Genomic DNA, 23,788 nt, shown 5'->3' with positions numbered 1-23,788 from the left:
TTTTTTGTATCGAAAGGGGGAAGTCAGATGATTTACACAGCGAAAGAAATCAAACAGATCGATCAAACCGCCAGTCAAAACGGGATGCCTGAGGCAGTATTGATGGAACGAGCGGCTTCGGCAATCGTGCCGAAGATGCAGATAGATTCCTCTTCAACAATTCTAGTGATTTGTGGGAAAGGCAATAACGGCGGAGACGGATGGGTTGTCGCGAGAGAACTTGCGGTGAAAGGTCACAACGTGAGCGTTTGGTCACCACTAGGTGAAAGTAAATCGGAGGCGGCATCGACACACGCGATTTATGCGGCATCATTCGTTCACATCATTGAACAACCGATTGCTACGGACGTCATCATTGATGCGTTGTTCGGTGTCGGACTCTCAGGACCCGTTTCAGGAAAAGCGAGAGACGTCATTGAATGGATCAATGAACAATCGGCAGAGGTGTTGTCGATTGACATTCCTTCCGGTATGCCGAGTGACCACGCTCGTGAGTTTGATGGCCTGGCTGTTCAGGCGACCCATACTTATTCTTTACATGGCTATAAGCGGACAGTTTTTTTAAACCGCACTGCACTTTATTATGGGCAGCTCGAACGAATCGATATCGGGCTCCCGCATACATCGGACTGGAACGTATTGACCGAATCTGATTTTGATCAATCGCTTTTAGAGAGAGACCGATTCAGTCATAAAACGGATTATGGGCACGGCATATTGATTGGAGGGAGTCGTCATCTTCTCGGGGCCCCATTTATGGCTGGCCGCGCAGCACTTCGCTCCGGGATTGGCTTGTTAAACCTCTCGATCCCAAGGGAGGCGAGTCCTCTCATTTCGACGTTACCTGAAGCGATGTACGACCAGCATACGGATCTCTTGGAAAAAACATACGACGCGATTGCAATCGGTCCTGGAATGGTGGAAGGTGAGGGTTTGGACTTGATTTGGCAACAAGTGACTCGGCAGTCGTGTCCCGTCATCGTTGACGCGGGCGCACTATCGACAAAGCGACTTGAAGCACGAGGACCGCTCATCCTCACCCCGCACCCTGGTGAATTTTCTAAATTGACAGGTCGATCAGTTGAAGAAATTGAAAATGACCGTTTCACCATTGCTGCCGAATTTGCAATAGAGCACCGTGTCCATCTGATTTTAAAAGGGACATATACCCTCATCGTGGCACCCGATGGAACTGGCGCGGTCAATACAGTGGAAGCCTCTGCCCTAGCCAAAGGAGGGAGCGGCGACGTGTTGACAGGAATTTTGCTCGCTTTATGGGCGAGAGAAGGTGGGTCATGGTCACCAAATGAACAAGCAGTCCTTTGGCACGCACTCGCAGCTAAATCGATCAGTCAAACGATTCATCCAGCAAGTGTACTGGCAAGCGACGTGATTGAAGAACTTGGTCGTATATAAAAAGAAGACATTCCCGTTAGCTGAACGGGAATGTCTTCTTAGCGTTGGTTAAGAACTATTTGTTTTTCGATATGCGCAATCTGGTGATGCGCTTCACGCCATGTTGAGATACGTGTCACACCTTCAGGTAGCACTTTCCGATTGTAAGGTGCATCGAACAATAGGACGGGGATAGACGTTTCTTCGTGGATCGATACCGCATTCTCATAACGGTCCTCCATGAATAATTCGAGTGACAAGTCTTTGACGACATTGATTTTATCGTGTGATCCGGTCATCACGAGCGAATCGAGTGGAAGTCGGTGACTCGTAATCCATTCTTCTGTGACAGGTCGAACCGCCTCGCTTCTTGCAGTGACGTAGTGAAGGTGATGTTGTTGTTTCAACTTCCATAATACGTCCAATACATCGGAATGGGGAAGGGAACGACGATAGATTGCTTCCTCATGTCCTTCTTCAATCATAAACTTCCAAAACTCATGCTGTTCCATCGTGGTATACGTATGCAGTTCATACTCTGTCGCACGATGATAGTCAATGGAGTAACCAAGTGATTCATTCATATATATAAAGCAACTTCTAGGGTCTGTTACGGTCCCATCTAAATCAATACCGATTCGCATCTCATCACTCCTCCTCACATGCCCTCTATTCTATCAAAAACCCGCACGGTTGCAACCGTGCGGGTAAAGTGATTCATTAATTTGATTGATTAGCAAGCTCTTGTTCTTCACGCTCGCGTTCAGCTATCTTCTCAGCAGCAATCGCATCGATTTCTTTTTTCAATTCCTCAACCATCGTGGCTTCAGGAACTTTACGGATAATCTTACCGTGGCGGAAAAGAAGACCTTCATTGCGGGCACCGGCGATACCGATGTCAGCCTCACGTGCTTCACCAGGACCGTTTACCGCGCAACCGAGAACAGCAACTTTAATGTTGACGTTAATGTTTTGAATATATTCTTCTACTTCTTTCGCGATCGAGATCAAATCGATTTCGATTCGACCACAAGTCGGACAAGAAATCAATGTTGCGGCATTTGCAGCAAGACCAAATGACTTGAGCACTTCTTTCGCAACTTTTACCTCTTCGACTGGGTCATCTGAAAGAGAGACACGAACCGTTGAACCGATTCCGAGTGAGAGGATTGCGCCAAGCCCGGCTGCTGATTTAAGTGAACCAGAGAAAAGTGGACCTGATTCTGTGATTCCGACATGGAGCGGGTAATCAAACGTCTTCGCAGCGAGCGTATACGCTTCAAGTGCCAAGTTTACGTCAGAAGCTTTGAGTGAAATAATTGTGTTATAGAATCCGAGATCTTCGAGAATCTTCACGTGGTGCATCGCACTCTCGACCATTCCTTGTGCAGTCGGATAACCATACTTTTCAAGGAATTGTTTCTCGAGTGACCCGGCATTGACACCGATTCGAATCGGGATTCCTTTTGCCTTCGCGGCGTTTACGACAGCTTCTACTTTTTCGCGGCGACCGATGTTACCTGGGTTGATTCGAATTTTATCGACGCCACTTTCGATAGCTTTTAAAGCAAGCTTGTAGTCGAAGTGAATATCGACAACGAGCGGGATGTTAATACGGCTCTTGATTTCAGCGAGTGCGTCAGCTGCACGTTCGTCTGGACATGCCACGCGAACAACCTGACACCCAGCTTCTTCTAGACGCTTAATCTCGGCGACAGTTGCCTCGACGTCGTGAGTTTTTGTTGTAGTCATAGATTGAATGACGACTTCGTTCGATCCTCCGATAATCAAATTACCGACGCGAATCGGACGAGTTAATGAACGATGCAAAATTTCTGACATATACGTAATCTCCTTCTTTTGGAAAGATTCCAATCGATTTAAGAAAATAAGGTTTCTTCATTATCATAACGAAAAGAATGTGAAAAAGCATCTAGGATGCGTAACGGATGTGTGCTCTTTACAAACTCTAACGTTATCTTAACATCTACTTCATAATTTTCCACCGTCTCAAGACCGATATAAAGGCGAGAATAGAAAAAGAGGTGGCAACATATGAAATGGGGCTTCAAACGGAATCAAATGAAGGAAGCGAGAGAAAACAATCGACCGAATCGACATTATAAAATGGCACACCGCCTCCAATGGACGCTCATGCCGCTTATTTTACTAGTCTTTATCATGACGTTTGGTTGGTTCGCATTAAAGTCTGAACAACTCTTGTCCGCAGAAATCGAGCAACGTCTCGTCCGGGAAGTCACGGTCATGCGAGAAGCGGTAAAGACATCCTACAGTGCATACGTTGCAAACGAGAAGCAACTGAATCGTTCATTAAAATCTACTTATATGCAACAAGCTTCTATTCTATCGGGGGATGAATTCGAAGCCGCACAATTTTTAGTGCGTGGACAGTCTATTGAGCAATTGAGTGGACCAAAAGGGATGGAGAGAACAGAAAGCCTGGAGAAAGTCGCATCGAAGACGAAACCGGAAGTGACAGAAACGGAGCGATACTTAATGGCATCTATCTCCATTCCTGAGTTAAAAGCGGATTATGTTCTCGTCGTAACGAAAGAATCGACACTTGGTCCGATGAATGAGCTACGACGATTGATCATTTATATCTTATTGATTTCGATGATAGGGATGGCAATCCTATTTACACGATTGATTCAGCGCGAAGTCAGACCGTTGAGTATACTTGCCAATTCATTGCGTCATGCCGTAGAATCGCGCCGATTCGATGATGTGTCACTCGGAGCAAAATCAAAGGAGATTCATATTCTCGAAACGGAGTTCAATACGTTCATTCGCTTATGGAATCAATCTATGGAAATGATGGGGAAGACGGCAAATGCGTTCCATCAAAGTCTTCCTGTCTTTAAACGGGAATTGATGAACAGTCATCATCAAGTGGAACAGTTCCAAGAAGTCGCAACCACTGTAGAACATACGAGTGATTCGTATCAGATGGTAACGAGCGACTCTACATCAAAAATGAAGGAAGTGACCGAACAAATCGAAATGCTCGGACGTCAAATGGACAGTGTCGATGAGCGAGGGAATCGCTTGAAGTCCATTTTACATGATGAACTTGAAACGTTTTCTTCTGTCAAAAACGCAAGTGAGTATGTTGAACACCAAGTGGGGAATATTCAGCAAAAATTAATCGAAAGCGAAGCCAACTCGTCAAAAGCGGATGAAGCGCTGAAGAGTATCCTCTCGGTTTCGGCAGCCACAAAAATGTTATCGCTAAACGCATCAATCGAAGCGGCAAGAGCGGGCGAGCATGGGAAAGGATTTGCTGTTGTTGCCAGTGAGGTGGGGAACTTAGCGAAAATGACAAATGAAGCGACACTGCTCGCGGTATATGCAATCGAAGCGCTGAACGAGGAGCGAAAGGATTTGTTAGTGGAAGTCCATGACTTCATCAATCAAGTACATGGATTAAAAGATGCCGTTTCACGAGTAGAGAGTGGAATTGGAACGATCGATCACGAGATCAAAGTTCAGCTAGGCGAGTTTCAATCCATCACGGATCATACCTCACACACAGGTAGACAGCTTTTACAATTAATCGAATCAAATGAGCAACTACGAGAAATCAGTTCGTTACTTGAACAAAAATTGGGAGAGCTGAGCGAGGGAGTCGATCGGTGGTCATACGTTCAATCTGCCTTACGATCTGCGGGCGCAGATTTAGAAGACCAAAGCGAAGCGTTAAATCGAACGCTTGAGGATCTTTCACCAAAATAAAAAACAACGACGAGCGTTCACGAAGACGCTCGTCGTTGTTTTTTTTGAGGTACTTTTGTTAATGGATAGGTGATATATCCAAGTCCAATCACAAAGCCAATCGAAATCAATGAAGAGTTCATGTGATACAAAATCACTAATAAAATTGTTGGTACAAGTGTCATCGACACTGCGTATGGCCAAGCTTGGCGGTAAGCCCACATGTTTTTGGAATAGACTCTTGTAAATAATTGAACATATAAAGCCATGAAAGCGACCCAGATTAAATAGAAAAAGAAGATGGCGAATCCGTGTAAGAAGAGCCACATCGGAATGAAAAAGTCAGGACGAATCACAATAAAGTCCAAGACGGTAATGAGTAACGTCAACACAAAAGTGGCTCCCATATAGGCGTGAAGTGGAGCGAGGCGGAGACGGAGGGCTCGTTTTGACGGCACTACGCTCGTTCGAATAAATGTAAAAATGGTGGACAACATGCTAAAAACTCCAATCTGTTATATTACAACATCCATAAAAACATTAAAATTAGTACAGTGTTTTAATAAAACTTTTACATAAAACGTGTTTACATGAAGATGCCGATGAAGGCATAATGAGTAGGGCATTAAAAACCAAGCAAATCCAACCAATTCTTAATTAAAAGGAGTACAAAAATCGTGGAATACAATTTGCAAGAAATGTTATTCATGTTTTTTGGAGGTCTAGGGATCTTCCTCTTCGGGATCAAATCGATGGGAGACGGACTCCAAAAGTCTGCAGGGAATCGCCTGCGCGACATCCTAGATAAGTATACAACGAATCCATTCCTTGGTGTACTCGCCGGGATTATCGTTACTGTATTGATTCAATCTTCTTCAGGTACAACCGTTATTACGGTCGGACTTGTTAGCGCCGGCTTCATGACACTCCGTCAAGCGATCGGGGTCATCATGGGGGCAAACATCGGTACAACGGTGACGGCATTTATCATCGGATTCGATGTCGGTGAGTATTCACTCCCGATGATTGCAATCGGTGCAGTCTTACTCTTCTTCTTTAAGAAAGAGCGTTACCAACATCTTGGACAAGTCATCTTTGGACTTGGTGCATTGTTCTACGGTCTTGAGTTGATGGGAGACGGCATGCGTCCGCTCCGCTCAAGTGAGTATTTCATCGACTTGACGCAATCAATGAGTGACAATCCGTTCCTCGGTGTCATTGTCGGTACAGTATTTACAGTTATCGTCCAGTCATCTTCTGCAACAATCGGAATTTTGCAAGAGCTCTATGCAGGTGGTTCAATCGACTTGGATGCCGCTCTTCCAGTATTATTTGGTGACAACATTGGTACGACAATCACTGCCATTTTAGCATCAATCGGTGCATCGGTTGCCGCACGTCGCGCAGCTGCAGCACACGTTATCTTTAACTTAATCGGAACGACAATCTTCATGATCTTGTTGATTCCGTTCACAAACTATATTTATTGGATTACAGACTTCTTGGCAATTGAAGACAAGATGCAAATTGCATTCGCTCACGGAACGTTTAACGTCGTCAATACATTCGTCCAATTCTGGTTCATTGGAACGATTGCTTGGATCGTGACGAAATTGGTTCCTGGTGAGGATTCAATCGTCGATACGAAAGCACAGCACTTGGACCCAATCTTCATTCAGCAATCTCCTTCGATTGCAGTGGAACAAGCGAAATACGAAGTCATCCGCATGGGAGATTTCGCAAAACTTGGTCTCGACGAAGCGCGCAACTATTTGACAACAGGAGATAAGAAGCACTCTGAAAAGTCTGCGCATATCGAAGAAGCGTTAAACTCGTTGAATGCGAAAATTACAGATTACCTTGTGAAATTGGCTGCGGTTGATTTGACTGAGCAAGAATCACAAGAGCACAAGACGCTCATGCATGCAATCAACGACATCGAACGTATCGGTGACCACGTTGAAAACATCATTGAGTTGATTGACTATAAGACTGCTACGAAAGTGACACTTTCAGCAGATGCTCAAAAAGAATTGACTGAAATGTATGACCTCACACGCGAAACGTTAGAGAAATCACTTCAGACGTTAGCGAGCGGTGACATGGTTGAAGCACGTAAAGTCATCGAAATGGAAGCGAAACTCGACATGCTCGAGCGTCAATTCCGTAAAAATCACGTTGTTCGTTTGAACACGGGTGCTTGTGATGGACAAGCAGGTATGTTCTTCGTCGACATGCTCTCAAACCTTGAGCGTATCGGTGACCATGCTATGAACATCACGGAAATCACACTCGAAGATGCAAACGAAGTGACGGTATAAAGATGAGGCACTCCAACTACGTGTTGGAGTGCTTTTCTTTTCAATGGAAAGGAATTTCCCTTGACAGTATGGAGCAAATTCAGTATATTATTACTGTATAACAACATGGCGGTGTAGCTCAGCTGGCTAGAGCGTACGGTTCATACCCGTGAGGTCGTGGGTTCGACTCCCTCCGCCGCTACTTATAAGGACCCTTAGCTCAGCTGGTTAGAGCAGACGGCTCATAACCGTCCGGTCGTAGGTTCAAGTCCTACAGGGTCCATTTTAAACAACTTTCATTTTGTGAAAGTTGTTTTTTTGTTTTCAATCTAAAATTCGTGGGTAAATAGTCGTTAGCATTTTGTTTTTTGAAAAATATGAAATGAGGCGGACAAAATGGAACGAAATCACACCATGATGCAGTTTTTTGAATGGCATGTCGAAGCGGATCAAAAACATTGGAAGCGGTTAAAAGAGAGAGCGGAAGATTTAAATAAAGCTGGGATTACGGCGCTTTGGTTACCACCTGTCACAAAAGGGCAAAGCGGCGAAGACACAGGATATGGCATCTATGACTTATATGACTTAGGTGAGTTCGATCAAAAAGGATCGATTGCCACGAAATACGGAACGAAAAAAGAGCTTCTTGAAGCGACAACCTATTGTCAGCAAGAACTCGGGATGCAAATTTATATGGATGTCGTCATGAACCATAAAGCAGGAGCAGACGCGACCGAGAAGTTCGAAGTGCTCGAAGTGGATCAGAATGATCGTACGAAAGTTCTTTCAGAAGAACCTTTTGAAATCGAAGGATGGACTAAGTTTGATTATGAAGCTCGTGATGGGAAGTATTCTACATTTAAATGGGACTTCACACATTTTAACGGTACCGACTATGATGCGGCGACAGATCGTTCTGGTATCTTCTTTATTGTTGGAGAAAACAAAAGATGGAACGACAATGTCGATGACGAATTCGGTGTCTATGACTATTTGATGTTCGCAAACATCGATTATCATCATCCTGAAGTTCGGGAAGAAGTCTTGAACTGGGGTAAATGGTTCATTGAGGAAACGAAATGTGACGGCTTCCGATTGGATGCAATCAAACATATCAACTATGATTTCGTGAAAGAGTTCAGTCAAACGATGCGGGAAGAGAAAGGCGATCAATTCTATTTCGTCGGAGAGTTTTGGAAGTCTGATTTGGAAGCATGCCGTGAATTCCTCGATAACATCGATTACCACGTCGATTTATTCGATGTTCCGCTCCACTATAAATTACATCAGGCGTCAGAAGAAGGGGCCGCATTCGATATGCGTACCATTTTTGATGATACGCTCGTTCAGTCACACCCGCTCCATTCAGTGACGTTTGTAGACAATCACGATTCGCAACCGGAAGAGGCACTCGAGTCGTGGGTAAAAGATTGGTTCAAGCAAATCGCATACGGTCTCGTCTTGCTTCGTAAAGATGGCTATCCATGTGTCTTCTACGGGGATTACTACGGCATCGACGGACCTCACCCGACTGATGGGATGAAGCTCGCCATTGACACGCTTCTTTATGCTCGTCGGGAAAAGGCTTATGGGGAACAGGATGATTACTTTGATGATGCAAACGTTATCGGCTGGGTACGCAAAGGTGTGGAGGAGATCGAGCGTTCAGGATGTGCCGTTCTCATCTCAACTTCAGATGAAGCTGAAAAGAAAATGTTTGTCGGGGAAGAGCGAGCTGGCGAAACATGGGTCGACTTGACGAATACACGTGAAGATAAAATTGAGATTGATGATGAAGGATTTGGGGTATTTAAAGTGGCGGCGGGATCTATTTCAGTCTGGGCGTTACCAGAAGAAGATGTAGAGTGAAGCATTACAATTGAGTCGACCGTCACAAATCTGTTACATTTATAACGAACGTTGTTCAAAACACTTTTAAGGGGGATTTTAGTAATGGCTAAATTTGAATTACCACAACTTGATTACGCATATGATGCACTCGAACCACACATTGACGCACGCACGATGGAAATCCACCACACGAAACACCACAACACATACGTCACAAACGTAAACAATGCACTCGAAGGAAAAGACGTGGAGTACTCTTCACTCGAAGACTTGCTTCAAAAAATCGATTCGCTTCCTGCTGACATTCAAACTGCTGTCCGTAACAATGGTGGCGGCCACTGGAACCACTCGTTCTTCTGGAAACTCTTGAAGAAAAACGAGAACGGGACACCTTCAGGCGATCTCGCTGCTGCAATCGACGAGTCGTTCGGTAGCTTTGATGCATTCAAAGACGAGTTCACAAAAGCTGCAACTACTCGTTTCGGTTCAGGATGGGCATGGCTCGTCGTGAAGAACGGCAAACTCGAAGTGACATCTACACCAAACCAAGATTCACCGATCATGGAAGGCGTTACGCCAATCCTCGGACTTGACGTTTGGGAGCACGCTTACTACTTGAACTACCAAAACCGTCGTCCTGACTACATCAATGCATTCTTCCACGTCATCGACTGGGATTATGTTGCGAAATTGTACGCTGACGCAAAATAAGTCGTTTGTCCCGAGATTCTCCATAGAGTCTCGGGTTTTTTTGTGTCTTTCATTAATTTGTAAACAAATTATGATATAGTGAAAAACGGACAAAATAGTAGATGACCGTGTACGCTATACTATAGAAGGAATCGATTGTGGAAGGAGATAACGGACTTGGCAAAAAATCGTGTGAAAGTGCCGAAGAAACGGCGAAACCACTTACCGTTACGTTTAAATTTGTTATTTTTCATCGTCTTCGTTCTATTTGCGACCTTAATCTTTCGATTAGGCGTCGTTCAAATCGTGAATGGGGAATTGATTGCACGTGAAGTACAAAAAACTGAGTCAAGTAAGATTAAATACGAGGTACCGCGAGGGAAGATTTATGACCGTAACGGTCAAGTGCTCGCGGATACGATTTCAAACTACTCGATCATGTACCGTCGTTCGCAGGTGACGAAAGCGGATGAACGCTTAGATGTCGCCAAAAAGTTGTCAGAAATCGTCGATATTCCGAAAGAAGATCGCAAAATGACGGAACGAGACCGTAAAGATTACTGGATTGCAACAAATCCAGAACTCGCACAAGAACGTACGCAAGCATTGTTGGAGGAGTTACCGGAAGATGAGCGGGCTGCCTTGTCCAACCAAGATGTAGACCGGCTCCTACTCGACTCCATCACAGAAGAAGAGATCACGTTCGATGATGCGACAGAAGAAATCATCGCCATTAAACATAATATGGAGAGCGGCTATGCGCTCGACCCACAAGTCATCAAAATCGGCGCAAGCCCGAAAGAGATGGCAGTCATTGAAGAAAACTTAGAAATGTTGCCAGGTGTGAGCGTTGAGCCATACTATCAACGGGACTATCCGTTCGATGAGACGTTCAAGAGTTTCTTAGGAAGCTATCGTCAAATCCCGGCAGAACAACGAGCTTCTTATCAGGCGAAAGGATATGGACTGAACGACCGTGTCGGGACGTCCTACTTGGAGCAACAATATGAAGACGTCCTTCGCGGAACGCCTGCATACGATGTGTTCACGACGTATAAAGGTGAACCGGTCGGGGAACCGACTCGCGTGAGCGGGAACCCGGGGAAAGATATCGTGTTGTCGACTGATATTGAATTCCAAAAAGAAGTCGACGAGATTTTGAAAAAAGCGATTCGGGCCGGACGTTCTGGAAGCCCTCATTTCGACCGAGCTTTTGCTGTCGTCATGAACCCGCAGACGGGTGAACTCCTCGCTTTGTCAGGTCAGGAGCTTGATCTAGAGACGAACGAGTTCAAAGATGTCTCGACAGGTACCGTGCTCCGTGCCAGCCAAATCGGGTCAACCATCAAAGGGGCGACGGTCGCTTATGGATTTGAAGAAGGCGTCGTCGAGCCGGGAGAATATATTTATGACGCGCCAATTAAAATCGGATCGTCGACCAAAGCCTCTTACCGTAACATGGGGAACATTAACGATTTAGATGCACTCGCGATGTCGTCAAACATTTATATGTTCCAGATTGCCTTGCGTTTGGCTGACTATTATTCGACTGGACAAATTGTCGGGGAAAACGTCACACAGGCGTTTGAAACGATGGAACATTATTATAAACAGTTCGGACTCGGAATCGAGACGGGAATTGATTTACCGTTCGAGTCGACCGGATTCCGTAGCGTGCCCGACCGTGTCACGCTCCTCATGGATATGTCGATTGGACAGTATATCTCGTACACGCCAATCCAGTTGGCACAATACACCTCTGCGTTAGCGAATGGCGGTTATCGCATTCAGCCGCATTTACTGAAGGAAATCATTGAGCCAGGTTCGCTCGATGAAAACAAGAAACAAGTCGTCAGCACGTTCCAACCGAACGCGTTGAATAAAGTCGATATTCAAGACGAGTATATTGAGCGGGTTCGTGAAGGATATCGTCAAGGGGTTGAATCTTCATCTGGTTCATCTCGGATTTTGCAACAGACAGGGATGACTGCGGCCGGTAAGACAGGAACGGCACAGGCAATTGCTGAAGGTGCAGACGGTCAGGCGAAACGTAATGCAAAAGGGGAACCAATAAAGACGCTTAACTCAAACCACGTAGGTTGGGCGCCATTTGATGATCCTGAAATCGCATGGGCGATTATCATGCCTGGACTTGAAGCGGAAGGAATCAATACACGTGTCGCGCACGATATTATGAAAGCTTACTTTAACTTAGAAGATGTGAATGCAATGCTTCAATGAAAGGAGTCACTTCGGTGACTTCTTTTTTTGTCTTTACAATTCTTTTACGTTCCGTTTATTTCTCGTTAATAGAAGTTCATTAGGATATTAATTGTAGGACAGAACAACAGATCCACAACAAAAATCAAAGCAAACTCAAGGAGGACGTCACAAATGTCTTGGATGAAAAAATCAGCTTTACTCGCTTCAATCACTTCGGTCGCACTCGTAGGTGCAGCCTGTGGGAACAATGAAGAAGGTGGCGCTGCTGAAGGCGATGCGCTCTCAGGAAAAGTCGTCATGGACGGATCATCAACTGTATTCCCAATCATGGAAGCAGTCGCAGAAGAATATTCAGCTGAACAACCAGAAGTTGAAGTGACGGTCGGTGTCTCTGGTACGGGTGGTGGCTTCAAACGCTTCGTGACGGGAGAGACAGACTTCTCGAACGCATCACGTGAAATCAAAGAAGAAGAAGCAGCTGAAGCTGAGAAAAATGGTGTGGAATTTACACAACTCTCAGTCGCACTTGATGGTCTTTCACTCGTTGTGAACCCGGCGAACGATTGGGCTCAAGATATCACGATTGAAGAATTGAATAAGATGTGGACAGATACGAGCGTGAAAACGTGGAAAGATGTTCGCTCAGACTGGCCAGATGAGGAAATCTCATTCTTCGCACCAGGTAAAGATTCAGGTACGTACGATTTCTTCGACGAGAAAGTTCTTGATGAGACAGATATTCGTCAAGACGCACAATTGTCTGAAGATGACAACGTACTCGTAACAGGTGTAGCTGGGACAGAAGGTGCAATCGGATTCTTCGGATTTGCTTACTACCTCGAGAACCAAGACACACTTCGTGCCTTGAATGTTGAAGGAGTAGAGCCGACACATGACACAATCAACGATTTGTCTTACCCGCTCTCACGTGAAATTTACACGTATGTTAACAACGCTTCGTTGAAAGACAAAGAGCAAGTAGCTGACTTCGCACGCTTCATGAACGAAAATGCAGCTGACCTTTCTGAAGAGGTTGGTTACGTAAAAATGGAGCAAGCGCGTTACGACGAAAACATGAAGATGATCGATGAGATCGCTGGAGAATAAAATGATACGTGGCAGAAGGTGAGGGTAACTCTCACCTTCTCGCCATGCTTTCTAGTATGAAGAGGTAGGGAGCGATACACGAGATGAATGAACCAAACAAAGAGCTCTCGATTCGAGAGATGATTCAACAAAATAAACAAAAGAAATATAGTACGACGAACGTGTTTGATAAAATCATGCCGTTCTTATTATTCTTGAGCGCATTCGTATCGGTCGTCACCACAATCGGTATTGCGTTCACACTTGGCTTTGAGCTATTTAAGTTCTTTGAACGAGTGCCTGTCGCTGAATTTTTAGGAACGACAGAATGGTACCCGCTTAGTGCAGACCAGCGCTTCGGGGTATGGGCCCTTGTGATGGGAACACTCCAAATTACTGTGATTGCAATGATCGTTGCAGTGCCGCTTGGACTGGCGTCTGCGATTTATTTGAGTGAGTACGCTTCGGAGCGAGCGCGTCGAGTATTAAAGCCGATCTTAGAAGTGTTGGCAGGTGTACCGACCATCGTATTCGGTTTCTTCGCGTTGTCATTCATCACACCGATTTTGCAAGCGTTGATTCCAGGACTTCAAATTTACAATGCGCTTAGTCCTGGTATTGTCGTCGGGATCATGATTATACCGATGATCGCTTCGATTTCTGAAGATGCGATGAGTGCGGTGCCGAAGAAAATTCGAGATGGTGCGCTTGGTCTTGGTGCAACGCGTCTTGAAGTGGCCACGAAGGTCGTTATGCCGGCAGCGACGTCTGGAATCATTGCTTCAATCGTTCTCGGAATGAGCCGTGCGATTGGGGAGACGATGATTGTAACGATTGCGGGTGGGTCGCAACCGAACTTCGAGTTCAATCCGCTCAATGCGATTCAGACGATGACAGCATATATCGTTCAAATCGCAAAAGGTGACGCAGGTTACGGCACAATCGAATATTACAGTATCTATGCGGTCGGTGCGTTATTGTTCGTCTTCACTCTATTGATGAACTTGTTCGCAAACTGGGTGACGCGCCGCTTCAGAGAGGAGTACTAATATGGCTTTACCGAACAGTGAGTTCAAGAATACGAAGAACCTGATGGATCGTGAAACGGTGTCTGAACGAATCAAACGCCGTTTACAACTGAATGAAATTTTCAAATACGTCTTTTTGGCAGGACTCGTCTTTGCATTAGTCGTCTTATCGACTTTGATTTATGACATCGTCTCAAAAGGGGCGGGCTGGGTCGACCTTGATTTCTTACGTAACTTCCCGTCACGTCGCCCTGAAGATGCTGGTCTATATCCTGCATTGATCGGATCATTTTGGTTAATGTTATTGATCGTACCAATGGTGTTCGTCATCGGTGTCGGTGCAGCCATCTACCTAGAAGAGTACGCACCGAAGAATCGAATGACTTCATTTATCGAAGTCAATATTTCGAACTTGGCTGGTGTCCCTTCAATCGTTTTCGGATTGCTCGGTCTGACGATATTCGTCCGAGTCATGGAATTAGGGAACTCGGTTATGGCAGGTGCGTTAACGCTCGGACTCATGAGTTTACCGATTGTCATTGTAGCTTCACAAGAAGCTTTACGGGCAGTCAAAATGGAGTTACGACACGCTTCTTTAGCGCTAGGTGCTTCAAAATGGCAGACGACGTTCAATGTCGTCTTGCCGTCAGCGATTCCTGGGATTATCACAGGAATCATTCTAGCCGTGTCTCGTGCAATTGGTGAAACAGCACCGTTGATCATGGTCGGCGCAGCAACATTTATTTCAACAACACCAAGCAGTATTTTCTCTGACTTTACGGCGCTCCCAATCCAGATTTATAACTGGACGAGTCGACCGCAAGCAGAATTCCAAAACTTGGCTGCGGCAGGAATCATCGTACTCATGACGATGCTCATTGCGATGAACTCTGTAGCGATTTATATCCGAAACAAATATACGAACCGACATTAAGTCGTTTTTGCAGATGAATGAGGAGGAAGCTCGAGATGATGAAACAACAAGAGCTCAATAAAGGAGATCAAAACGTGAACACAACAACGACAGAACCGACAACTACTGAGATGAAAAAAGATAGCGCTTATGTCGTCAATAATTTGAACCTATGGTACGGCGAAGATCAAGCTTTGATTGACGTCAACCTCGATATTAAAAAGAATGAAGTTACGGCCATCATCGGACCATCTGGATGCGGGAAATCAACATTCATTAAAACGTTGAATCGCATGGTAGAACTCGTACCATCTGTTCGGACGAATGGTGAAATCTTGTATCATGGTCGGAACATCTTCGACCGTGGATATAAAGTAGAAGATTTACGTACATCGGTCGGAATGGTATTCCAACAACCAAACCCGTTCCCGAAATCAGTATATGATAACGTAGCGTACGGTCCTCGTACGCATGGCATCAAAAATAAAAAAGTACTCGATGAGATTGTCGAGCGCTCACTTCGTGGCGCTGCCATTTGGGATGAAGTGAAAGATCGTCTGAACGAAAACGCATACGGACTTTCTGGTGGACAGCAGCAACGTCTCTGTATCGCTCGTACGCTAGCAATCGAACCTGACGTCATCTTGATGGATGAACCGACATCTGCCCTTGACCCGATCTCTACATTGAAAGTGGAAGAACTTGTTCAAGAGTTGAAAGAGCAGTACTCAATCATCATCGTCACGCATAACATGCAACAAGCTGCCCGTGTTTCGGATAAAACGGCCTTCTTCTTAAATGGAGAAGTTGTCGAGTTCGATGTAACAGATAAGATTTTCTCGAATCCATCTGACAAACGGACGGAAGACTATATTTCTGGCCGTTTCGGTTAAGGAGGAGACTAGATTGATGGCACAAAATCGCACATTTTTTGATACGAAATTAACTGAATTAGAAGATAAAGTAGTCCGTTTGGCAAACTTGACGATGCGACAAACGGCGACGGCAATCGAAGTGTTAGAAAAACATGATCTTGAGTTGGCGCAAACGGTAATCGACAACGACAATGAACTAGATGATTTAGAATTAACTATCAACGACGAAGCGATTTTATTGATTGCTAAGCAACAGCCTGTTGCGACTGACTTGCGTCGTCTGATTGTAACGATGAAATCGGCGACGGACTTAGAACGCATTGCGGATTACGCGACGAACATCGCCAAAGCTGTGACGCGAATTGAACATGTTCCTTATTTACATGACATTCAACCACTCAAACAGATGGCTGAACAGTTGATTGACATGCTCGAATTGGCGACGCGTGCGTATCGTAAAGGAGAAGTGAGTCGTGTCCGTGAACTCAATGAAATGGACCGTGTGATTGACGAAATCAATCTAACGGTGATTAAACAATACATCGGTTCCCTTCCGGCAATGACGGTCGGAACGAACGATGTATACGAGTTCTCAAACATCGCTAGATATCTCGAACGGATGGGCGATCACGTGACAAACTTCGGAGAACATTTAATTTTTCTTGAAAAAGGGAAACATTATGATTTGAATCAATAAGATTAGTGGTAAAGAACAACAGTGCTGTTGTTCTTTATTTTTTTTTTGGAGGAATTCATAAAGAATGAGCGAATAATAGTCTACATGGATTTTTACATGAAGGGAGCCATACAGAGATGGAAGAGAAAATCGTATCCTTGAAGCAACAAGGACTTACGTTGAAACAGATTGCGGCAGAACTAGACGTCCCGATTGGCAAAGTCCAATACGCATGGCGAAAATGGAGAAATCAGCAACAAGAGTCGGAGGAAGTTGTCCCTGTGAAACAAAAGAGTAATAAAAAAACAAAGGCTAAAGCGCAAGGAGCAACTTCGCGTAAACAAGTCGCCACAGCGAAAGAAACGAGTGATGTGAACGTTTCGCCACTTCTTGCGAAAGGGCCAGAAGGATACTGGCAGTTGCCAGACCGATACAATGTAGACTTTTTACATGCAGTCGTACAATCACCGAACTCGGTTTATGTGTGCTGGGAAGTGTCTGATTTGGTCAAAGAGACGTTAGAGCTTCAGTTTATGAGACGATGGGAAGAGCTACCGAAAGCATTCCGTATTTTAGACGTGACGTTGCTTGATTATGCAAGTGGTCATGCAAATCGTTCATATACGTTCGACCTACCTGAAATGACGAATAGTTGGTTCGTTCGTCCTCTCGATCCGAATACGACATATGTGTTCGAATTCGGGATTCGTACGATGGAGGGAGAATTTTTACCAATCGTGGTATCGGCACCGCTTGATACACCGCGTGCAGAACCAGCTGGCATCGGACGTTTCGCGGAACCGGTGAGACGTTGGCAGTACGGAGAAGTGGATTCTCCTGAGTTATTAGATACATTACCAAAATATGCGGCATACCGTCACGTACGTTAAGGAGGATATTTTTACATGAAACCAGGATACTTTTCACTCGTCCTTCATGCTCATTTACCGTACGTTAGGCATGAAGAGAAGCACCGATTAGAAGAAAGATGGGTATATGAAGCCATCTCAGAAACATATATTCCAATCCTTTGGCAAGTTGACCGCTTGAAGCGGCAATTGCATTGGACAGTCAGTATTTCGCCACCAGTTGTGGAAATGCTCGCAGACCCGCTCATCCAAGACCGCTACGTTGAGCATATCGATGAGATGCTTGAATTGATTGCGTTAGAACTCTCAGAGGGAAGAACGGATGAGGAGACGTCGACGCTACATTTCTATGAACAGCGTTATCACGACTTAAAAAATACGTTCCTTCATTGGAATAAAAACTTGAATGAAGCGTTCCGTACATATCGTGAAGCGGGATATATCGACATGGTGACATGTACGGCGACCCACGGCTTCAACCCACATCTCTTCACGGAGCAGGCGGCACGGGCTGAAATTCGGACAGGTCTCAACTGTTTCGAACGTCACTACGGGTTCCGTCCGACAGGGATTTGGTTGCCAGAGTGTGCGTATACACCAGGCGTGGACCGAATTCTTTACGAAGAAGGGATTCGATACACGTTTGTCGATGAACATGCATTGCTCGATGCGGACCCGACTCCTGAAAAAGGCATTGGTGCTCCGGTCTATTCTCCACACGGTGTCGCATTGTTCCCACGAGACCAAATCATCTCGGGTAAAATCTGGAGTTCGATGATTGGATATCCAGGTCACCCTGACTATCGAGAGTTTTATCGAGATTTGGCCTACGACCGAGATTGGGACTATATTCAATCGTTCATGCATCCGGAAGGCATTCGATTCGACACAGGATTAAAAATGCACCGCATCACAGGTGACACCGATCAAAAAGACTTTTATGTACGTGAGTGGGCTGAACATCAAATCGAGAACCATGCGACAGACTTCGCTCAAACGTTAGAAGGGCACCTGGAGGCACATGGCGGACAAACGTTCCCGCCGTTCTTGGTCACAGCACCGTTCGATGCGGAATTGTTTGGCCACTGGTGGTTTGAAGGTCCTGAATTTCTTGGGAAAGTCGCAGAGCGACTCGAAGAATTTGGAATCGAAACAATCACGCCAGCAATCTTTCTTGAGCGTCACTTCAAAGATTTACAAACCGTCCATGTTTCCATGAACACATGGGGACGAAAAGGCTACGGTGAAGTTTGGATCAATGAACGAAATGAATGGATGCTCCGTCACCTGCACATGATGGAGATGCAACTCGTCAAAGACGTAGCAGATTATCGTGATCGATCGGATTTGACGAATCGTGCGTTAAAGCAATTGATTCGCCATTATGTGTTGGCTGTATCGAGTGACTGGGCGTTTATCTTAGATGGGCAAACGACAGCACAGTATGCGGCTGAACGCTTCAGGGAGCATACACGTCTCTTCGCAGAACTTGAAACGGCGCTTTATCAAGGCACTGTCTCGAACAAGTTGCTCGATGATCATTATGCGGCGTATCCATTCCTTCAAGACGAAGATCTTGATGTCGATTCATTCCTCTCCCCACACGACTATTACGTGACGACTGAACGAGATGCAGAAGAGTCGGCAATTCTTATGCTGACACCCGAATATCACGGTCATATCGTCGGTGGACTTGGTCATCGTGTCGTCGAGGAAGTGGAGGCGAGAGCAAATGAGGGAGAAACCGTCTATGTGCTGACGCCGTATCACGATGAGTTACCGGAATACGAACGACACGGAAACGTTCATGTGTATCGAGTTCGTCCGACTAGTCCATTTTTAGAGCACGTCATGAATCAGGTTGCCACGCAAAATATTGCGTATGTTAAACTCGTTCATGAACTGTCGAAACGGGTATCAATCAAAGTGATTCATCACTTTGATTGGATGACGATTCCAGCTGCAAGAGAACTTGCGCAATCACTTGCGCTTCCGTTATACTCAACTATGTTGTCCTTTGAAGCGACACGGAACCCGCACGGGCACGGTGGTTTGTTCGATGCGATCCATCGTATTGAAAACAGTGTGTTCTCGTCAGCGGAGTACGTTTATGTCGGCGAAGAGCTCTCGATGAACGACCTGAAACAATGGTATAAAGTAAGCGAGAATGTCAACACATGCCTACCTCTTGAATCTTCTCCTTACGGACAGGAATCAATGAAAAAGAACGTGAAATAACCTTGCTTTTTCATAAGAAACTTGGTAGGATAATTGAGTATGCTTAGACTGTAAAGCAAAAGCACTTGATACAACATCATTAAGATGGGAGTGAAAGAAATGCGCGTTAAAATTACATTAGCTTGCACAGAAACAGGCGATCGCACGTACATCACGAAGAAAAACAAACGTAACAACCCAGAGCGCCTTGAGTTGCGCAAATACAACCCACGTCTCCGTCGTCACACGCTTTACCGCGAAGTGAAGTAATGAGGGACCGGCCGTCACATATGTGGCGGCTTTTTTTGTAAGGAGGAATGCGTTGTGGAAGACAAAGCAGCGTTAAGACGAACGGTCCATCAGTATATTAAACAAATGAATAATCGCCAACAAGTTGACCGAGTCATCCATCAGAAGTTGTTTGCAACAGAGATATGGAAAGAAAGCCAGACGATTGCCGTGACATCGTCACTTCCGCTTGAAATCAATACATCGCCAATCATTCATGAAGCATTTGAAGCAGGAAAAACGGTGTGCGTCCCGAAAGTAACGGAGCAGGGGTTAACGTTTCATATTATTCATTCGGTAGATGACCTTGAGACGGGCGTCATGAATATTTTGGAGCCGACGACCCCGCCAACAACGAAAACCATCGACCTCTGTCTTGTGCCGGGAAGGGTATTTGACCGTTCAGGATATCGAATCGGTTGGGGTGGAGGATACTATGACCGATTTTTACGTACATATGAAGGGGAGACGGTTTCATTAGCGTACTCCGTTCAATTGGTCGATCAAGTGCCGACTGAACCACATGATCTACCTGTTCAGTGGATTGTGACAGAAAAGGAGATGATTCAATGTTCGCCATATTTATTGTAACTTGTATCGTCGCCTTTCTCGGGTATCGGTTGCACTCCTTGACGATCTCGGGAGCCGTCTTGACAGTGGTGACGGGGGTATTGATCGGGTTATCGTTTGGTTGGTTCGGCCTCTATTTACTGGGTGTATTCTTCTCGACGTCTTCTCTTGCATCGAAATATCGATCTCGTGATAAACAAAATGTAGATGACATAGTCGAAAAAACGGGAGCGCGCGACGCCATTCAAGTGTTAGCAAACGGTGGGGTAGGGATTCTTTGTGCCCTCGGTTACTTACTGACAGATGATCCCGTTTATCTTTATATGTACATCGTGTCTATTGCGGCAGCGACGAGTGACACGTGGGGATCTGAATTCGGTGTCCTCGCAAAACGTAAACCGCGTTTCATGTTCACGTTTAGAGAAGTTGAGCCGGGAACGAGCGGTGCTGTCTCAACGTTTGGAACGATCATGTCGATTGTAGGGGCATTCGTGATCGTCTGTTCTTCTCTCCTGTTTGTCGAATTGAACATGGCATTACTAGTGGCGCTTTGGGGAATCGGACTGAGTGGGAGCGTCATCGACACATTGCTTGGGGCGACGGTACAACGGAAGTTTCGCTGTACGGTTTGTGGAAAGCTGACGGAAAAGAAAGTTCATCATCAAGTTCCTACAACATATGTGTCAGGGTGGCGTGTGCTAGGGAATGATGCAGTCAATTTTTTATCCGTTCTTGGAGCGGCGTCTATTTGTTTTTTTGTGTTCGGATAAGGGTAGTACAGAAAATGAAGATGTTTCAATTGAATGTGAAAGTTGTCACAATATCGCCAAAGTGAAAACGGTTTCCACTGTAGTTAAGGTTTGTGAATGATGTTACAATCTTGTTGTAACAGAGATAACAAAAACATGAAACAGATTGATCGAAGGGTGGAGAATCAATATGGAAACATTAAATCATGCTAAAGTAACGCGCGTCGCACTTGTAGGGGCAGGGGCAGTTGGAGCGAGCTTTGCGTACCAGTTAACGACAGCAAGCCTTTGTGAAGAACTCGTCATCATCGACATCAACAAGGCAAAAGCAGAAGGGGAAGCGATGGACTTGAACCACGGCGTCTCGTTCGCGTCTTCACCGATGCGTGTATGGGCAGGGGATTACGCAGATTGTGGTGTAGCAGACATCGTCGTCATTACCGCAGGTGCACCGCAACGTCCAGGGGAGACTCGTCTTGACCTTGTCGAAAAAAATGCGAAGATCATGAAGTCGATGATTTCAGATATTATGGATTCTGGTTTTGATGGCATTATCATTATCGCCTCAAACCCTGTCGACATTATGACGCATTTGGCATGGAAGTATTCAGGACTCCCTAAACATCGCGTCTTCGGCTCAGGTACTGTACTCGACACGTCGCGTTTACGTTACATGCTTGGCGACTATTTTAATGTCGACCCACGTAACTGTCATGCTTACATTATGGGTGAGCACGGTGACACCGAGTTTGCTGCTTGGAGTAATGCTCGTATCTATGGAAAGTCTGTTGAGCAGTTGCTTGAAGAGCATGATGAATATAACTGGCAAGACCTTGAAGACATATATGTGAACGTACGTGATGCGGCATATCACATCATCGAACGTAAAGGTGCGACATACTATGCCATTGGACTCGGATTACTCCGTTTGGTCAAAGCGGTCCTTCGTAATGAGAACACGTTGCTGACAGTCGGTGCTCATCTTGATGGGGAATACGATTTACACGATATTCATATCGGGGTACCGGCGATCATCAACCGTCAGGGCGTGCGTGAGGTCGTTGAGATTGAGTTGTCAGAAGAAGAACATCAAAAAATGCAACATTCTGCGAACGTCCTTATGAAAACGATGGAACCTGTCTTGTAATTGCGATATATGAGTGCCCGTAGCCGTAAAGGTTGCGGGTTTTTTGTACGTTTGAGGCAAACCTCGACTTTGTAGTGAGGTACAACGTGATTTACAATAGAATGAGAGAGGAGGGATTTTGTTGGCGACTTGCTTCTGGGAAGACATTTATCAAGCGGTCGAGAACGGTGGACGAATCGAAGGGATATTAGAACCGTCCCGTGCAGTCATCTTGTTTGATACAAAAGCAGGTGATCGCTATGACTTATACGTTCAAACTGAAAAAGCATGGGCGAATCATCTCGGTACTGACATTAACGCAATCTTAAGCGCCTTTCGTCTGTCTCGTATTGGACGAAAACGTTTGACGATTCACATATATGGTGACCGTCTCGTTGATGAAGAGCGGGTCGACTCCATGACGTTCCCGATTCCAGCGAGAGTGACATTATCTCGCTCGATTTGTACACCTACGATGGAGGAAGATCGCTTTCGAATGCTCGCGGTCGCGATGGATCGAAAGAAGAAAGCGGAATTAAAAAAGCGATTCTCCTTCGGCAAACCGCAAGTAGTATACGGCTTGATGTTCATCACGTTTTTAGTCATGTGGCTAGCTGAGTCAGTCGGTTCGACATTCGATCCGAATACGTTGATCGCATTCGGTGCGAAAGTGAACCCGCTCATCGAAGAAGGAGAGTGGTGGCGGCTGATTACGCCAATGTTTCTGCATATCGGATGGTTCCATTTTGCCATCAATATGTTTGCGCTCTGGTCACTTGGTCCGCTCGTTGAACGAATGTACGGCTCTCTCCGCTTTCTCATCATCTACGTGGTCGGTGGGATTTTAGCGACGACAGCATCGTACGCGTTCAGTGAATCCGTTTCAGCGGGGGCATCAGGAGCCTTATTTGGTCTGGTCGGTGCCTTACTCTATTTTGGACTGCGGGATCGTTCGCTCTTTATGAAGACACTCGGACCTCCGCTCTTTATTATGTTAGGATTAAATGTAGGACTCGCGTTCGTATTGGGTGCGAACTTGGATCATTTTGCACACGCGGGTGGTTTACTAGGTGGATTCGTCGTCTCTGGTGTCGTCGGATTGCCTGATGAGGAAAATCGAACACAACGCATCTTATTTTCTGTGCTCACGGCCACGTTATTTGGTCTACTGTACGGGTATGGATCTTGGTAAGGGGA

Annotated in this window: 21 protein-coding genes and 2 tRNA genes; 20 read left to right on the top strand and 3 right to left on the bottom strand. The window is 45.5% G+C overall.

From position 1 onward, the window contains the following. The first annotated feature begins 27 nt into the window (after positions 1-27). Positions 28-1,416, top strand: a complete 1,389-nt coding sequence (locus KNO86_RS03610) for an NAD(P)H-hydrate dehydratase (RefSeq protein ID WP_214693056.1) — start codon at positions 28-30, stop codon at positions 1,414-1,416. Between the two features lie 38 nt (positions 1,417-1,454). On the opposite strand, the gene KNO86_RS03605 is transcribed toward KNO86_RS03610, so the two are convergent. After that, a complete protein-coding gene (locus tag KNO86_RS03605) occupies positions 1,455-2,039 on the bottom strand; it encodes a hypothetical protein (protein ID WP_214693055.1) in 585 nt (194 codons plus the stop codon). A 76-nt stretch (positions 2,040-2,115) separates the two neighbouring features. Continuing rightward, positions 2,116-3,237 carry a flavodoxin-dependent (E)-4-hydroxy-3-methylbut-2-enyl-diphosphate synthase gene (gene ispG / locus KNO86_RS03600; RefSeq protein ID WP_214693053.1) on the bottom strand — a complete coding sequence of 374 codons (1,122 nt, stop codon included), beginning with the start codon at positions 3,235-3,237 and terminating at the stop codon, positions 2,116-2,118. Between the two features lie 213 nt (positions 3,238-3,450). Between ispG and KNO86_RS03595 the strand changes: the two genes are divergently transcribed. Then, positions 3,451-5,151 carry a methyl-accepting chemotaxis protein gene (locus tag KNO86_RS03595; protein ID WP_214693052.1) on the top strand — a complete coding sequence of 567 codons (1,701 nt, stop codon included), beginning with the start codon at positions 3,451-3,453 and terminating at the stop codon, positions 5,149-5,151. 17 nt (positions 5,152-5,168) lie between these two features. On the opposite strand, the gene KNO86_RS03590 is transcribed toward KNO86_RS03595, so the two are convergent. Further along, positions 5,169-5,627, bottom strand: coding sequence for a hypothetical protein (locus KNO86_RS03590; protein WP_214693050.1), 459 nt, complete (start codon positions 5,625-5,627; stop codon positions 5,169-5,171). A gap of 180 nt (positions 5,628-5,807) precedes the next feature. Between KNO86_RS03590 and KNO86_RS03585 the strand changes: the two genes are divergently transcribed. The 18 genes from KNO86_RS03585 (at position 5,808) to KNO86_RS03500 (ending at position 23,783) form a co-directional block, all read left to right on the top strand. Further along, positions 5,808-7,451, top strand: coding sequence for a Na/Pi cotransporter family protein (locus KNO86_RS03585; RefSeq protein WP_214693048.1), 1,644 nt, complete (start codon positions 5,808-5,810; stop codon positions 7,449-7,451). 107 nt (positions 7,452-7,558) lie between these two features. Then, positions 7,559-7,632: transfer RNA gene (locus KNO86_RS03580), tRNA-Met, on the top strand. A 7-nt stretch (positions 7,633-7,639) separates the two neighbouring features. Next, a tRNA-Ile gene (locus KNO86_RS03575) sits at positions 7,640-7,713 on the top strand. 113 nt (positions 7,714-7,826) lie between these two features. After that, positions 7,827-9,299, top strand: a complete 1,473-nt coding sequence (locus tag KNO86_RS03570) for an alpha-amylase (RefSeq protein ID WP_214693046.1) — start codon at positions 7,827-7,829, stop codon at positions 9,297-9,299. An 84-nt stretch (positions 9,300-9,383) separates the two neighbouring features. Continuing rightward, positions 9,384-9,992, top strand: coding sequence for a superoxide dismutase (locus KNO86_RS03565; protein ID WP_074033338.1), 609 nt, complete (start codon positions 9,384-9,386; stop codon positions 9,990-9,992). A gap of 156 nt (positions 9,993-10,148) precedes the next feature. Then, positions 10,149-12,212, top strand: coding sequence for a peptidoglycan D,D-transpeptidase FtsI family protein (locus tag KNO86_RS03560; RefSeq protein ID WP_214693044.1), 2,064 nt, complete (start codon positions 10,149-10,151; stop codon positions 12,210-12,212). 153 nt (positions 12,213-12,365) lie between these two features. Then, complete coding sequence (locus KNO86_RS03555; protein WP_214693040.1) at positions 12,366-13,301, top strand: PstS family phosphate ABC transporter substrate-binding protein; 936 nt, start codon at positions 12,366-12,368, stop codon at positions 13,299-13,301. Between the two features lie 83 nt (positions 13,302-13,384). Beyond that, on the top strand, positions 13,385-14,329 hold the full coding sequence (pstC, locus tag KNO86_RS03550; RefSeq protein WP_074033335.1) for a phosphate ABC transporter permease subunit PstC: 945 nt from the start codon (positions 13,385-13,387) through the stop codon (positions 14,327-14,329). A 1-nt stretch (position 14,330) separates the two neighbouring features. Further along, on the top strand, positions 14,331-15,242 hold the full coding sequence (gene pstA / locus KNO86_RS03545; RefSeq protein WP_214693039.1) for a phosphate ABC transporter permease PstA: 912 nt from the start codon (positions 14,331-14,333) through the stop codon (positions 15,240-15,242). Between the two features lie 110 nt (positions 15,243-15,352). Beyond that, on the top strand, positions 15,353-16,114 hold the full coding sequence (pstB, locus tag KNO86_RS03540) for a phosphate ABC transporter ATP-binding protein PstB (protein ID WP_224862754.1): 762 nt from the start codon (positions 15,353-15,355) through the stop codon (positions 16,112-16,114). Between the two features lie 16 nt (positions 16,115-16,130). Then, positions 16,131-16,793, top strand: a complete 663-nt coding sequence (gene phoU / locus KNO86_RS03535) for a phosphate signaling complex protein PhoU (RefSeq protein ID WP_214693037.1) — start codon at positions 16,131-16,133, stop codon at positions 16,791-16,793. A gap of 116 nt (positions 16,794-16,909) precedes the next feature. Next, the gene (locus KNO86_RS03530; RefSeq protein ID WP_214693035.1) at positions 16,910-17,662 is read left to right on the top strand and encodes a DUF4912 domain-containing protein; all 753 of its coding nucleotides are present in this window, start codon (positions 16,910-16,912) and stop codon (positions 17,660-17,662) included. A 15-nt stretch (positions 17,663-17,677) separates the two neighbouring features. Next, a complete protein-coding gene (locus KNO86_RS03525) occupies positions 17,678-19,879 on the top strand; it encodes a 1,4-alpha-glucan branching protein domain-containing protein (protein WP_214693034.1) in 2,202 nt (733 codons plus the stop codon). A gap of 84 nt (positions 19,880-19,963) precedes the next feature. Further along, entirely contained in the window at positions 19,964-20,128 is a 165-nt protein-coding gene (gene rpmG / locus KNO86_RS03520; protein WP_255313299.1) for a 50S ribosomal protein L33, read from the top strand. Between the two features lie 54 nt (positions 20,129-20,182). Further along, complete coding sequence (locus KNO86_RS03515; RefSeq protein ID WP_214693031.1) at positions 20,183-20,737, top strand: 5-formyltetrahydrofolate cyclo-ligase; 555 nt, start codon at positions 20,183-20,185, stop codon at positions 20,735-20,737. Beyond that, positions 20,716-21,486, top strand: a complete 771-nt coding sequence (locus KNO86_RS03510; RefSeq protein WP_214693029.1) for a DUF92 domain-containing protein — start codon at positions 20,716-20,718, stop codon at positions 21,484-21,486. Before KNO86_RS03515 ends, KNO86_RS03510 begins: the two co-directional genes overlap by 22 nt. Before the next feature lie 169 nt (positions 21,487-21,655). Continuing rightward, positions 21,656-22,612 (top strand): L-lactate dehydrogenase, encoded by a 957-nt coding sequence (locus tag KNO86_RS03505; RefSeq protein ID WP_214693023.1) that lies wholly within the window; start codon positions 21,656-21,658, stop codon positions 22,610-22,612. Between the two features lie 121 nt (positions 22,613-22,733). Beyond that, positions 22,734-23,783 carry a rhomboid family intramembrane serine protease gene (locus tag KNO86_RS03500; RefSeq protein WP_251126880.1) on the top strand — a complete coding sequence of 350 codons (1,050 nt, stop codon included), beginning with the start codon at positions 22,734-22,736 and terminating at the stop codon, positions 23,781-23,783. The last annotated feature ends 5 nt before the right edge of the window (positions 23,784-23,788 follow it).

The sequence above is a fragment of the Exiguobacterium sp. s160 genome, from assembly GCF_018617575.1.
GTDB classification, from domain to species: Bacteria; Bacillota; Bacilli; order Exiguobacteriales; family Exiguobacteriaceae; genus Exiguobacterium; species Exiguobacterium aestuarii_A.
The sequence above is the reverse complement of the archived record's forward strand: the minus strand, read 5'-3'. Positions and strand labels throughout refer to the sequence as shown.

What these genes read in the sequence shown, in the direction of transcription:
- KNO86_RS03610 (WP_214693056.1), top strand. Translation starts at nt 28, where the DNA reads ATGATTTACACAGCGAAAGAAATCAAACAGATCGATCAAACCGCCAGT.
- KNO86_RS03605 (WP_214693055.1), bottom strand. Translation starts at nt 2,039, where the DNA reads ATGCGAATCGGTATTGATTTAGATGGGACCGTAACAGACCCTAGAAGT.
- ispG (WP_214693053.1), bottom strand. Translation starts at nt 3,237, where the DNA reads ATGTCAGAAATTTTGCATCGTTCATTAACTCGTCCGATTCGCGTCGGT.
- KNO86_RS03595 (WP_214693052.1), top strand. Translation starts at nt 3,451, where the DNA reads ATGAAATGGGGCTTCAAACGGAATCAAATGAAGGAAGCGAGAGAAAAC.
- KNO86_RS03590 (WP_214693050.1), bottom strand. Translation starts at nt 5,627, where the DNA reads ATGTTGTCCACCATTTTTACATTTATTCGAACGAGCGTAGTGCCGTCA.
- KNO86_RS03570 (WP_214693046.1), top strand. Translation starts at nt 7,827, where the DNA reads ATGGAACGAAATCACACCATGATGCAGTTTTTTGAATGGCATGTCGAA.
- KNO86_RS03565 (WP_074033338.1), top strand. Translation starts at nt 9,384, where the DNA reads ATGGCTAAATTTGAATTACCACAACTTGATTACGCATATGATGCACTC.
- KNO86_RS03555 (WP_214693040.1), top strand. Translation starts at nt 12,366, where the DNA reads ATGTCTTGGATGAAAAAATCAGCTTTACTCGCTTCAATCACTTCGGTC.
- pstC (WP_074033335.1), top strand. Translation starts at nt 13,385, where the DNA reads ATGAATGAACCAAACAAAGAGCTCTCGATTCGAGAGATGATTCAACAA.
- pstA (WP_214693039.1), top strand. Translation starts at nt 14,331, where the DNA reads ATGGCTTTACCGAACAGTGAGTTCAAGAATACGAAGAACCTGATGGAT.
- pstB (WP_224862754.1), top strand. Translation starts at nt 15,353, where the DNA reads ATGAAAAAAGATAGCGCTTATGTCGTCAATAATTTGAACCTATGGTAC.
- phoU (WP_214693037.1), top strand. Translation starts at nt 16,131, where the DNA reads ATGGCACAAAATCGCACATTTTTTGATACGAAATTAACTGAATTAGAA.
- KNO86_RS03530 (WP_214693035.1), top strand. Translation starts at nt 16,910, where the DNA reads ATGGAAGAGAAAATCGTATCCTTGAAGCAACAAGGACTTACGTTGAAA.
- KNO86_RS03525 (WP_214693034.1), top strand. Translation starts at nt 17,678, where the DNA reads ATGAAACCAGGATACTTTTCACTCGTCCTTCATGCTCATTTACCGTAC.
- rpmG (WP_255313299.1), top strand. Translation starts at nt 19,964, where the DNA reads ATGGGAGTGAAAGAAATGCGCGTTAAAATTACATTAGCTTGCACAGAA.
- KNO86_RS03510 (WP_214693029.1), top strand. Translation starts at nt 20,716, where the DNA reads ATGTTCGCCATATTTATTGTAACTTGTATCGTCGCCTTTCTCGGGTAT.
- KNO86_RS03505 (WP_214693023.1), top strand. Translation starts at nt 21,656, where the DNA reads ATGGAAACATTAAATCATGCTAAAGTAACGCGCGTCGCACTTGTAGGG.